This is a genomic window from Chryseobacterium sp. CP-77 (assembly GCF_036362765.1).
GTDB classification, from domain to species: Bacteria; Bacteroidota; Bacteroidia; order Flavobacteriales; family Weeksellaceae; genus Chryseobacterium; species Chryseobacterium cupriresistens.
The window spans coordinates 1015459-1028168 of the sequence record NZ_CP143637.1 but is presented as its reverse complement, the minus strand read 5'-3'; the positions used below and the strand labels follow the sequence as shown (position 1 = coordinate 1028168).

Annotated in this window: 10 protein-coding genes; 7 read left to right on the top strand and 3 right to left on the bottom strand. The window is 35.2% G+C overall.

What is annotated here, in order from left to right; all coding sequences use genetic code 11:
• The first annotated feature begins 50 nt into the window (after positions 1-50).
• From V0410_RS04510 to V0410_RS04500, 3 genes are all read left to right on the top strand, one after another.
• Positions 51-953 carry a TssN family type VI secretion system protein gene (locus V0410_RS04510; protein WP_110011562.1) on the top strand — a complete coding sequence of 301 codons (903 nt, stop codon included), beginning with the start codon at positions 51-53 and terminating at the stop codon, positions 951-953.
• A gap of 25 nt (positions 954-978) precedes the next feature.
• Positions 979-2118 carry a hypothetical protein gene (locus tag V0410_RS04505; protein WP_110011563.1) on the top strand — a complete coding sequence of 380 codons (1140 nt, stop codon included), beginning with the start codon at positions 979-981 and terminating at the stop codon, positions 2116-2118.
• Between the two features lie 99 nt (positions 2119-2217).
• Entirely contained in the window at positions 2218-3387 is a 1170-nt protein-coding gene (locus V0410_RS04500) for an aminotransferase class V-fold PLP-dependent enzyme (RefSeq protein ID WP_330746501.1), read from the top strand.
• 58 nt (positions 3388-3445) lie between these two features.
• On the opposite strand, the gene blaIND is transcribed toward V0410_RS04500, so the two are convergent.
• Both blaIND and V0410_RS04490 read right to left on the bottom strand, forming a co-directional pair.
• Positions 3446-4174 (bottom strand): IND family subclass B1 metallo-beta-lactamase, encoded by a 729-nt coding sequence (gene blaIND, locus V0410_RS04495; protein ID WP_330746500.1) that lies wholly within the window; start codon positions 4172-4174, stop codon positions 3446-3448.
• A gap of 219 nt (positions 4175-4393) precedes the next feature.
• Positions 4394-5047, bottom strand: a complete 654-nt coding sequence (locus tag V0410_RS04490; protein WP_330746499.1) for a metal-dependent transcriptional regulator — start codon at positions 5045-5047, stop codon at positions 4394-4396.
• A gap of 85 nt (positions 5048-5132) precedes the next feature.
• On the opposite strand from V0410_RS04490, the gene V0410_RS04485 reads away from it, so the two are divergent.
• Positions 5133-6161 carry a threonine aldolase family protein gene (locus tag V0410_RS04485; protein ID WP_330746498.1) on the top strand — a complete coding sequence of 343 codons (1029 nt, stop codon included), beginning with the start codon at positions 5133-5135 and terminating at the stop codon, positions 6159-6161.
• 73 nt (positions 6162-6234) lie between these two features.
• On the opposite strand, the gene V0410_RS04480 is transcribed toward V0410_RS04485, so the two are convergent.
• Complete coding sequence (locus V0410_RS04480; RefSeq protein ID WP_330746497.1) at positions 6235-6738, bottom strand: hypothetical protein; 504 nt, start codon at positions 6736-6738, stop codon at positions 6235-6237.
• A 1327-nt stretch (positions 6739-8065) separates the two neighbouring features.
• Here V0410_RS04480 and V0410_RS04475 point away from each other — a divergent pair.
• From V0410_RS04475 to V0410_RS04465, 3 genes are all read left to right on the top strand, one after another.
• Positions 8066-9586 (top strand): hypothetical protein, encoded by a 1521-nt coding sequence (locus V0410_RS04475; RefSeq protein WP_330746496.1) that lies wholly within the window; start codon positions 8066-8068, stop codon positions 9584-9586.
• Between the two features lie 535 nt (positions 9587-10121).
• Entirely contained in the window at positions 10122-11357 is a 1236-nt protein-coding gene (locus V0410_RS04470) for a helix-turn-helix transcriptional regulator (RefSeq protein WP_330746495.1), read from the top strand.
• Positions 11358-11737: 380 nt separating this feature from the next.
• Positions 11738-12703, top strand: coding sequence for a hypothetical protein (locus V0410_RS04465; RefSeq protein WP_330746494.1), 966 nt, complete (start codon positions 11738-11740; stop codon positions 12701-12703).
• Positions 12704-12710 lie beyond the last annotated feature (7 nt).

Genomic DNA, 12710 nt, shown 5'->3' with positions numbered 1-12710 from the left:
TTTTATTATATTTACAACTACCAACAAAGTATAAATTCGAAAAGAAACAAATGGAAATTTCTTCAGTAAAAGGTATTTTTCTAAGGTATATCTTAATGCCTTTAATCGCTATTATTATGATGGTTATACTCGGTGTAATCAGGAGAAATAAACCTGCGATAAAAATTAAAGTAATTATTATATACGTACTGCTCTGCAGCTTATGTCTGGCTATTCCGGGTGTTTTTGGGTTTGCAGGAAACCTTTTTAATCCGTACTGGTATCTTATTGCACAGGTGATCTATCTTATTTTTGGGATTATTCATGTGAATCTGCTGCATAAATATTTCAAAAAGCACATCGATTCTCTGGCAATGAGTATTCTGTTTGAATCTATCCTTTCTCTGACATGTATCGCTTTGGGCGGATATCTTTTTACACTGCTCTTCAACCTGATGAGTAAAGGTACAGGATATGCTGTAATGGCAGCGACAAGTATGGTGATCTTTGTGGTTCCGATGGTTTTTTATTACTGCTATATTCAGTTTATCAGCATTCCTTTTGATATTTATAAAACGTGGAGATATTCTCCGGAGCAGAAACTGCCTGATTTTGAAGGTGCCGATTTTGACAGATTAATGGTCCTGAATGTTGAACTGAGCAAAAAATTGGAAGATACCAACCGTTTCAGAATTAAAGCCAAAACACTTCCTACCGGAGTTACTTTCGGAGACTGGTTCTACAGGGTAGTAGATGATTACAACCACAAAAATCCGGGTTCCATTATTCATCTTTCAGACGAAGGAAATGAGCCTTACTACTGGATCTTTTACACCAAAAAATCGTTTTTCAGTTTTAGAAAATATATAGATTTCGACCACGACATTACGACAAACAACATTTCTGAAAATGAAGTGGTGATTTGTAAGAGAGTTATTCAGCATGAAGAGGAGGGAGTCACAAGAAAATCATAACACAAAAAATTAAAAAGTATTAAACATGATACAGCCTATTAAACATTTTGCCATCAATTGGGTGGATGGGATGAAAGTTTCCCAGAGACACCTTAATGATCAGGATAATTTCTTAATCGATACCATCAGAGATTCCAATTCCCTTGGAATTACTACATATAACTACGGGCTTCTGCCTATTTCCAATGAATTTACAGACCGTACCATTTTTGATGTTCACAATACGGCAACCAATGATGTACAGCTTGTAATCAAGCGTTGCAGCGCTGTTACTATGGCTGGATACCGTATTGAACTTACGGACAGAAGAATCAGTGTGAAGTCTTTGGCGAAATCAATGAATGAAGAGCAGGCAGACGGGGAATATTATATTTTGATCTCTGTAAATCCTTTTGATAAAGTACCTTTCGGCGATATTGATCCTGAAGAAATTCCGCCACGCCATCCAAGTGCACAGCCTAATCATCATATTGAACTGCTTCCTGTAACATCCTTGAACAGCAGTTACTCAGGAGGAAATTATCTTATTATCGGTAAGGTAGATTTAAAAGGAAATATTGCACAGGTAGATTCCAACTTTATTCCGCCTTGTACTTCTGTGCAGAGTCATCCGGCTTTGATAGATTATTACAGCAGCTATGCAAAATCTATCGGAAACCTTCAGCAGTATGCTTTTAAAATTATCCAGAAAGCTTCTCACAAGAATCAGAATACAGCTTTAGCACAAAACGTTAAGTTCTTGTGTACTACCATGATCAATACTTTTGGTGATATGTATTTCCAGTTCAGAAATATTACACCATGGCAGCCGCCTGTATTTTTAATTGAGTCTTTTGCAAGACTGGCGCTTCATTTATACAATTCAACCCAGCTTCTTGTTCCGGCAGAACTGGAGGAAATGCTGAACTACAGTTTGGAATGGAGTGAAATTGCCCCTCATACCTTATTGAACCAGCTTTCTATTGTAGCAGAAACGAATTATGACCACCATAATTGTGGTGAACCATTGCTTTATATTCAACAGATGTTGAGAAGCCTTGAAATTATTTTCTCTAAACTGAGCGAGCTTGATTATATCGGTCAGAGAAAAGAAAATATTATCGTTAATGAGCAGGAAGTATCCACGAACACGAACCCAAAAAGAGGTTGGAGTGTTTTAGATTAAAATCATTAATTAAAAATAAAGTCCCGGATGAAAATTCGGGATTTTTTATGGTCGTATTTAGGAAAAATTAAAAGTAAATTTGTTGTAAGGATTGATAAAATGAATTTAGAGGTTATAAGACAGGATACTCCGGGATGTTCGGATAAGATATTTTTAAACAGTGCAGGCGCATCATTAATGCCTAAATCTGTTGTGGACACTACCATTAAGTTTTTATATGAAGAACAGGAGTTTGGAGGCTATACAGCCGCAACTAAAAACACAGGTCTCATCAATCAGTTTTATGATGAAACCGCAGAACTGATTAATGCAAAACCTTCCAACATAGCATTTGTAAGCAGTTCTACAGATGGATATGCAAAAGCTTTATCCAGTATTGATTTTAAAGAAGGTGACTGTATCATTACCACCAATGATGATTATATCTCCAATCAGATTGCTTTTATTTCTTTGCAGAAAAGATACCGTATTGAAATCATCAGAGTGGCCAATCTTCCTGATCATGAATTGGATCTGGAAGACTTTGAAAGATTAATTAAAAAACATAATCCGAAATTAATTGCTGTCACTCATATTCCGACCAATTCCGGTTTAATTCAGAATGTGGAAGGAGTGGGGAAGTTATGTAAACAGTATGATGTTCTCTATCTTGTGGATGCCTGTCAGTCTGTAGGACAGATTGTGGTGGATGTAGAAAGAATCCATTGTGATTTTCTGACGGCAACCGGAAGGAAATTTATGCGAGGGCCCAGAGGAACTGGATTTTTATACGTTTCAGATAAAGTATTAAACCAGAAAATGTATCCTCTGTTTTTAGATAGTTTTGGGGCTCAATGGACATCATTTGATGATTTTCAGCTCAACGATACTGCTAAAAGATTTGAACTTTTTGAAAGACCTTATGCTGCTTTGGCTGGATTTGCAGAAGCTTTACGCTATGCCAATGCGATTGGAATGGATCAGATTGAAAGCTACAACCGCAAGTTGGCAGATACTTTAAGAATCAATCTGCAGAACTACGGTTTCAGAGTGTTGGATCAGGGAAATAGATTAAGCAGTATTGTTACTTTCTGCCAGGCAGATGGAAAGGTTGAAAAAATTCATAAGGCTTTGAGTGATAATAATGTATTTTTTAAGGAAAACCGCAGACAGGATGCCTTAATAGATTTTACCTCTAAAAATGTAGATCATGCGATTCGGTTATCTCCCCATTATTTCAATACAATGGAAGAAATTGAAAGGGTTTCACAGCTTTTAAAAAAACAGTAACCATTAACATGATGGTTTTAAATTAGAAGCGCCCTGGCATTCGCCAGGGCGCTTCTAATTATTTTTTGTTCAGAAGATCAAGCGTATGTTCTACGTGTCCGCCTCCTTTCCATTCATCGTGTCCGGGAATAATCAAAGTTGCCTGTGAATATTTGTTTTTAAGTTTTGTCATGGTTTTCGGCCATTCTGCAACATTGGCTTCTCCGGTGTAGCCAAGATCAACGGCTGCTTTGCTTTTTACAAGACAACCTCCGTCCAGTATTTTATATTTAGGGAACCATACCACTACATTGTCGGCTGTATGCCCTTCCCCAAGAAAGTCTACTACAAATTCTTCCCCACCGATACGGTAAGGTTTTCCTGTTTTGATAAGTTCGGTAGAGGTAGCTTTTCCCTCTTTCTTCAAAAGCTCATTGGTTTTCGCTGTAGCGTAGGTTTTGATCCCTTTCTTATTATAAAAGCTTAAATCTCCGGCTCTGTCTTCATGCGAATGGGTGGCAAATACGGCAATAACTGGAAGGTTATGTCTTTTTTGAATGGTATCCAACAAACTTTGATACTGGGTTTTCTGCCATGGAACATCAAATAAAACAACTCCTTTTTTGGTCACCAGATATACCGCATTGGTAGAATATTCTTTTCCTCCGAATACTCCGAAAGTTTTGTAAATATAAAAATTGGGCTGAATCTGAGGCTCAATGACAAAATCTCTTACCTGACTATCCTGAGCGTTTGCCAATGGGCTTAGCAACATCGAAATAATAAAAAACGGAATGCTTTTTTTCATAATTTTTTTGAGTAATAATTAATGTTTGTACTTGTCAGAAATGACAAAGTCTGTAGATTGTTTTGCAAACCTAACTAAAAATAAATCTCCGGGATTTGTAGAAATAGAGTTTAACCCTTTTTTAACAGTTTGAGGAATAGGGTAAATACAGATTGGTATGAATATCAAACCACACAGGTTTCAAAAACCTGTGAGGTTTATTTTTTCAGTTGTAATGGTTTATTTCTTAACGAGTATTTTCTCAGTAGCCTTTTTGCTTAAAATTTCTGTTTTACCCTCAATTTCTATCGTCATTGATTTATCAAAACTTTCTATTTTTACAATTTTCACTTTGGTATTGAGCAGCAATTTCCTGTCGTTCAGATACGTAAGGAAAGCATCGTCGGAAAGGGTAACAGAAGCAAAAGTTACCGTTTCTCCTGGCTCACAAATGCTTAATTTTTGCAGATCCTGGGCGATAATATTACCATCTTTATCAGGAATAGGTTCACCATGAGGATCGAATTTAGGATGATCCAGAATTTCATCCATTTTATCAAAAAAGATTTGAGAATGTACATGCTCAAGCTGTTCTGCAATCTCATGAACGTTTTCCCAGCCGAAATTCATCTTTTTAACCAGAAACATTTCGGTAAGCCTGTGTTTACGAACCACCAGCGCAGCTTCACGTCTTCCGCTTTCTGTAACGATCAAGGGTTTGTAGGTCTCATAGACCACCCATTTTTTCTCGGCAAATTTCTTCATCATGTTATTGACACTCGGCATTTTTACATTCAAAAATTTGCTGAGTTCATTAATCGTAACCTTTCCTTCATTGTCAACTAAATGAAACAAGGCTTTCAGGTAATTCTCTTCTGTTAGGGTTGTTCTCAAAATGTTAGATGATTTTCACTACAAATCTAACAAAATAAAATGAAAAGTTCGCTCTTGTTATTTTAACTTTTTTTACTTTTACTCTATGAAATTTTCATTCAAAAACGACTATTCTGAGGGTTGTCACCCTACTATCTTACAGGCACTTTTACAGCATAACCTTGTTCAGCAGGCCGGCTATGGCGAAGATGAATTTTCACTGAAGGCCAAAGCTTTGATTAAGGAAAAAATCAATAATCAGCATTCGGATATTTATTTTGTTTCCGGAGGAACACAGGCCAATTTAATTGTTATTTCTGCTATTTTAAAACCTTATCAATGTGTTATTTCTGCCTCTTCAGGCCATATCCTGAATAACGAGACAGGAGCTATCGAAGCCACAGGACATAAAGTACTGAGCATCGAAACGGCAGACGGTAAAATAAAACCATCAGATATTGTTCCAATTTTAGAGGGACACAGGAATGTACCGCATCAGGTGATGCCTAAACTGGTTTATATTTCCAATTCTACAGAGCTGGGAACAATCTATCAGGCAAAAGAACTGGAAGAGCTTTCCGCATTTTGTAAGGAAAATAAATTATACCTGTTTATGGATGGAGCAAGACTTGGACATGGGCTGACAGCAGAGATCAGTGATCTTACCCTGGAAAAAGTAGCTGCTCTTACCGATGTTTTTTATCTTGGAGGAACGAAAAACGGAGCTTTGATAGGAGAGGCAATTGTGATTAATAATCCTGCACTACAGGAAGATTTTGCTTTTAATATCAAACAAAAAGGAGCGTTACTGGCAAAAGGAAGACTGTTGGGAATCCAGTTTTCAGAGCTGATGAAGGATAACCTGTATTTTGAGCTGGCACAACATGCCAATCAGCAGGCCATGAAGATTAAGAAAGCTTTGCAAAAAAGAGGAACTGAATTTCTTTCAGACACTTATACCAACCAGATTTTTCCTGTTCTCAGTAACCAGCTTATAGAGGTATTATCTGAAAAATTTGAATTCTATGTCTGGAAAAAAGTAGATGAAAATTTTTCCGCCATTCGTCTTATTACTTCGTGGAGTACAGGAGATGACGCTGTGAACCGTTTTATTGAAATGATTGAACAGAACTAGCATAAAATGAAAAGGCTGTCTCAAAAATCCACTAGCGGACTTTCGAGACAGCCTTTTTTTATTTTATAATGAATTATTTTTTCAAAGCTTCATTGACGACTTTACAGTCTGCAGGGCTTAGCTTCTGTCCGTCTTTATAGCTGATTTTTTTCTCGTCAGCATATTTGGTTTGTCCGTCTTCTTCCTTATGATCACCAATACCTTCCGTTAAAATATTATCTTTCTGCAGGAAATAAATATCTCTTTTGCTCTTTTTCCCTTCAGAGCTGAATTCATAGGTTAGTTTCAGGGTGTCTCCCGATTTGAAACCCGTTACATCTCCCTTTGAACTGTCTTTTTCACTGTTTTTATAAGATAATTTTCCGGTGATTGTTCCTAAATTGTCATCAATAGAAGCAAAAACACTGTCTTTTCCTGTAACCCCGATATAACAGAACGATTTTGGCCCAAGGGTATCAATTACCGGTTCTTCCACAGCAATGGTATCTGCTTCCACTTTGGGAGCCGGAGCTTCAGTTTTCTTATTACAGTTGATTAAAAAAGCTGATACAGCACCCAGTAAGATTAATTTTTTCATATCCTTCATTGTTAAAAATCAAATTTCTATTCTGCTAAAATAATAATAGTATTCATATATTAAAAGTCCTGAACTCTCAGAAAATGTAAAAACGGGTGAAATCTCACATGAATAAAGGATTTTAGGAGAATAGTAAAATTGGAATGGTGCAATGAAAAGCTACTTAAAGAAGTTCTAAATGAAAAAGCAGGTTACCAAATCATTACCATTTTTTTTAGGTTTTTTTTAAAAAAGTAAATGTAATTCAATGTTTTGCGTTATGTTTCATGCTGTCTCGTAACTCAATTAAATTTAATTTTAACTATAGAAACATTGAGTTATGGAAAGTTCAAAAAGTTCAACTTTTTTCAGGACTAGTCAGTTGTGAATATTGTGGATTATTTATGAACTAATAAATCTGTAGTTGACTCTCATTTTTAGAGGTATATATTTAAGTGTTCGATTACTTCAATATCGGATGAGATGTATTCAACCTCCTAATGTCCCAAGAGGTTTCTTTATTTTATTACTTTTGGTGGATAACTTTTTAATACGTCAAGTTCTGTCGTATAAAGGGTTTTGCTTTGTTGAACTAAAATTGATGAGGATATGTTCTAAATAATCAATAGATCCAAGTCAGTGAAAGGAATGAAGTACAAGTCATTTATAGTAACGGTTCCGTTTCCGAAGTTATGATTTATAATTTTTGTATCATCGCCAGGGACAACTTTTTGCTGGATAAATTATTACATTTCAGTTCTCTGAAGGATCAATACTAGAGTAGGTGTAAAATTGGGCCGGTTGTTACTATCTTTTGGAAATGGCTAAATTCTACTGAATCTGTACGGTTGAATATAATAGCTGCCTTTTTAATTTCCAGAACAAATTTATCCAATTAGAACAAAAAAATATTACTGCTTTTATACTGCTATTATTATGATGCTGATTTACAGGTCAAATTACTCATTTTCAGACCAATCATCAGTATTGTATATTTCTCAAATCATTGAAAGCAACATTTTGTTTTTCTGGCTGAATAGGAAGTTCTGCTTTCAGTGAATCCCTTAGGACCCAAGTTTAAATTTAATTATTAAAATCAAATCGAGCCATATTAGTGGTAAATGGTTTTGAAAATCAGTTGTTTATGATTTGCAGTATAAATGCAGTAAGGATTGATGAAAGAAATTCTTATAATTTTATTACACATCTAAATCATAACTCCCGACTATTTTAAAAAAAATTGAACCCATTAGAAAGGTAAGAAATTACCTTCTTCTGATAATTCTTTTTTACGGATTGTATTTAGCCCAAGTTGGAATAAGTACAAAGCCATTTAAACAAGAACTGAATGCTTGATATAGACAGATATTTAAATTATCCCTTAACAAAAACATATTCAAAAATGAACACAAAAAATTTATTTTCAATTGGTTTGTCATTAGTAAGTCTATCTTTATTTGCACAAACTGGCAATGTAGGAATTAATACGACAACACCAGGTACCACACTTGATGTTAATGGAGCCATCACCAATCGTGAAACAGCAGTAAATGTTGCTGGCAATACGGCTGCCGTTCCGGCTAATATAAGTCAGGTGAAACTTACAGGGTCTGCTACAGCAACTGTTTCAATTTCAGCCCCAACAGCACCCAATGCTGGACAGAGACTTGTTATTTTTAACAACACGTCAGGTGGTTTTGGTGCCACACTTAATGGGGTTACAATCCCAAATTCAAAAGCTCTGGAATTTGTCTACAGCAATGGAGGATGGAGATCTACTGATGGAGGAACTGTAGGTGCAACTCCTGTCAATATTTATACTGCAGATGGTACACTTAGCAGTAACAGAATCGTAACACAGGGAGCCAATACTTTGGCATTTACTGCAACTCAGCCTAATGCATTCTCTGTAGCCGGAAATACTTTTTCAGTAGATGCCGCCAATAATAGAGTTGGAGTAGGTATTTCAGCACCGACTGAGAAGCTTGATGTAAGAGGAAATGGAAAGTTTGAATCCGCTCAAACTAACGTTATGATCAATTCCACAGGTACTAATGCAGCAAGTATTAGTTTGACTAGATATAATGGCAACACTAATATTCCGGTTGGGCAACTTGCAGGATTTCTTAATTTTAATGGTTATGTTAATACTGGCAGTTGGACATTAGGAGCTATTGCGGTATCAAAAGCAGATTCTCCAACGACTTTGGGTTCGCAAATGGATTTCTACACTAGCGGAAATGCGAGCGGCCCTAAAATGTCATTAGATGAGTTTGGAAAGCTTGGTATAGGAACCAATGCTCCAACCAACACATTGGATGTAAATGGCAATGCTAGGTTTCGCTCGTTACCGACACAAACTACGCTTGGAAGTTCTAATATGTTGCTTTCTGACGGAACTGGAGTTATTTCACAGATTACCAGTAATGACTTTATTAACACCTTAAAAACTCCAAATAATGTTTTTAATGCTGAGCAATTTGCCAGTAGTGCAACTCTGCCTGGAAATGGTGTTGCTAACAGAGTTATATTTGGGACGGTCAATATTAATTCTGCAGGCGCAGGTACTTGGAACTCTGCTAATAGCAGCTATACAGTAGCCAAAACAGGAATATATCATATTGTAGCTGGAGTAAGACTGGAAAATGCTTCTAGTCCACCAAATTATGGACTTTATATCCATGCAGGTAATGGTACTTGGACTTTCGGCGGGGCTCCTCAGGCAGGAAATATTTATATACTATCTGGAACGTATGTAAAGTTGCTTAATGCAGGAGATGTTATTTATTGTGAGAGTAAAGCAGGTATTGGCGCACCTAGCTATAATCATAACGATGCATTTATGCATATTATTTATACTGCACTATAAGTGAAATCCTATAAAAATAAATATATTAATTGTGTAACACTTATCAATTACTGTTTAGAAAGTCATATGAAAAAAGGTGAATTTTAGTTGCTATAGTACACTTTGTTTTTTATTCACCAAAACTTTAAGTGTACTATTCTTCTTTATGATGACAATAGCAAACAACTATCAAAAAAACATTTGTTTATATTTCCAAATGCTTTTTAGGGCAATAATTTATTTCAAAAATAGTTTAAAACATGAAACTCTGAATAAAAAATATTTAACCATTAATAGCTGAAAAAAAACGACATTCAAACTATATTTACTAGCTATTTACTTACAACTTATTTTAACCTATCTTCTAATATCTATGACTCATTTGCGAAACATTTTTTTTGTTCTGTCATTTTTTCTAATCAGTTATTTCCAATGTCAAATCACCATAGCTAAAATTGACAGTATACAAACCCAATCGGTTAGTAAACTCCTTATGCGTGGTGAATTGTATAAAATCGTACAATTAGAAACTAAATTGCGGAAAGAATGTCAAAAATTGCATTATAAAAAAGGTGAAATAAGAGGTTATCTGAATATTGCCACTGTACTCAATGTGATGAAAAAAAACAAAGAGAGTCTTCAGATGCTTGAAAAAGCAGAGAAGGAATTAGGGGATGAGGATGATTATGGACTTAAGTCATATCTGTATTTTGTTTATGGTACCAACTATAATTCTCTGGGATTACACGAGCAGGCAATCAAATATTTTGATGATGCTTTTGTGATAGCTCACAAGATTAAAGATAAAAAAGAAAAAGAATATAGGCTTTACAGCATTTATGACTGGAAAAGAAACAGTTTTGAATATCTGGGAATTATGGATTCTGTCTATCGTAATGAGCGGAAATGTATGAAATTACCTATGCCAATGTTATATATTACAATTGCTGAAAGGCATTTTAAGCGAAAAAACATTGATTCTGCAGAATTTTATATTAATAAAGCAAATGAACTGCTGATTACCAAACAGATTCCTATGGAAGGTAAAGCTAATGTAATTAGGGCTCTTGGAAAGTTGAGCATTAAAAAGAAGGATTATAATAAAGCTCTAGAATATTTAATCAGTTCAGTAAATATTACATCAGAAGCCCACCTGGATAACGGAACTCTTGAATCTTACAAATTAATTGCTGAAGCCTATAATGGTTTAAAGCTTTCCAAACTAGAGAATGAATATTTAAAAAAATATTCAGTGCTTAATGACCGCTTGCAGGAAGAAGATAATGCTGCAGTGAATTTGCTTATTAACAGTAAAGATAATGAACAGGCAGAACAAGGAAAGGAAGAGAATCTTATTTTTTTATATATCATCTTGGGTTTGGTTTTGGTGGTGGTCATCAGATACTTTATTTTCAAATTTTCAAGACAATGGAAAAAGAGTAAGGATTCTTTGATGATAGAGGAAGTAAATAAATCAGAAAGTTCTTTAAAAAGATCATCATACACGTATGAAGAATTGATCGCGCTGGCTAAGCAGTCAGATCCGTCTTTTATGCTTAAGTTTAGAGATTCATTTCCAAATTTATATGACGCCCTCATCTTGAAGTATCCAGATCTGAACTTAAATGATATGAAGTTATGTGCATTTCTTAAACTGAACTTTTCCAATAAACAGATTGCAGATTATGATCACATATCAGTTAGAACAGCTGAATCAAAAAAATATAGACTCAGAAAGAAATTGAACCTTTCCAGGGATATTGATCTCTATAAATGGATTAATGATTTCTGACTTCAGTTCATTTTTTTACCAACTAATTTGATAATCAGTTATTTGTGTTTTGAAGTATAAATGCAGTATGAATTTTTTGATTTTTACTAAATACATTTGTTCCACAGTCAACCACAATGAGCTGCTTCAGGAATTCAATTTAAATTTTATTAATCAAAAAACAAAGAAATAATGAAAGAAACAAAATCCAGTCTATTTTGAGACATTAAACTTAAGTTCAAAAATTAAAAGATTCTGAAAACACATCTAGCACATCGCAAAATTTGGATATTCCTGTCAATTTCCCTCTGTTATTAGAGACAGTGATTTCTTAGCGAATTCCTGAATGTAAGATAGTAACTTACATTTTGGTATGTAAAATTTTCTAAAAAAATAACGAAATGAAAAAGACTTTTATTTACTTTAGCCTATTCCTTTTTAACGCAATATTATATGCGCAAGTTGGAATAAATACTACAATTCCAGGTAGTACTTTAACTATTAATGGTTCTTTAGCAGGGACTTATAAAGTTTTCTCTACTTCTGCTACTTTAGGAATCAATGATTTTTACATGGCATTCAGTGGCAGTACGGCTGGAACATTTACATTGCCGATCGCAACAGCTGCAGCTCCTGCACAGGGAAATATACTTGGCAGGGTGTATTATATTAAAAATACAGGTACAGCGCAGCTGACGGTAGCTGCCAGCGGCTCGGAACTGATAGATAACCAAAGTGGTACCGGAGTGGCGAGCTTTAAATTGAATCCTGGCGGCTATGCAATGCTTATCAGTAAAGGTACTACGTCAGGAACAACATGGGAGCTATCTACTTTCATCGATAAAACAACTTCTACAATTGCGGCACTTGGGGCTACAGATATTGTTACTTATACGGGAACAGCACTTACTAATTTTAACAATAGTATTCCTCAAATTATTCCGTTTACTTCTGGAAACCTTATTGTGAACCAAGGGGGATCTGCCTCTTGGAATGATGCTGGTGATTATTGGCAGATAATTGAATCCGGTGTTTACAAAATAGAGGGCGCTGCCTATTTTTCTAGTGGAGGAGCTCCTTCGGGTATATATGTATGGACAGGTATTAACCTTAATATTACAAAAAATGGGACATCACTGACAAACATTATAGGTGGAAACAGAAATAATATTATGAATGAAATTGCCCAGGTTGCCAATACTCCAATAAATGTAAATTGCATTGTGCATTTGAATGCAGGGGATCGTATTTACTTAACTATGAATTATGGGGCAGGTAATCAGCCTACAACAAGTGTCCAGATTGCTCATCCTAATTCATTAGTGGAATCCAGAAATTTCTCATTACAACAATTATCTGTGCCTTGATAAAAAT

What these genes read in the sequence shown, in the direction of transcription:
- V0410_RS04510 (WP_110011562.1), top strand. Translation starts at nt 51, where the DNA reads ATGGAAATTTCTTCAGTAAAAGGTATTTTTCTAAGGTATATCTTAATG.
- V0410_RS04505 (WP_110011563.1), top strand. Translation starts at nt 979, where the DNA reads ATGATACAGCCTATTAAACATTTTGCCATCAATTGGGTGGATGGGATG.
- V0410_RS04500 (WP_330746501.1), top strand. Translation starts at nt 2,218, where the DNA reads ATGAATTTAGAGGTTATAAGACAGGATACTCCGGGATGTTCGGATAAG.
- blaIND (WP_330746500.1), bottom strand. Translation starts at nt 4,174, where the DNA reads ATGAAAAAAAGCATTCCGTTTTTTATTATTTCGATGTTGCTAAGCCCA.
- V0410_RS04485 (WP_330746498.1), top strand. Translation starts at nt 5,133, where the DNA reads ATGAAATTTTCATTCAAAAACGACTATTCTGAGGGTTGTCACCCTACT.
- V0410_RS04480 (WP_330746497.1), bottom strand. Translation starts at nt 6,738, where the DNA reads ATGAAAAAATTAATCTTACTGGGTGCTGTATCAGCTTTTTTAATCAAC.
- V0410_RS04475 (WP_330746496.1), top strand. Translation starts at nt 8,066, where the DNA reads ATGCTTGATATAGACAGATATTTAAATTATCCCTTAACAAAAACATAT.
- V0410_RS04465 (WP_330746494.1), top strand. Translation starts at nt 11,738, where the DNA reads ATGAAAAAGACTTTTATTTACTTTAGCCTATTCCTTTTTAACGCAATA.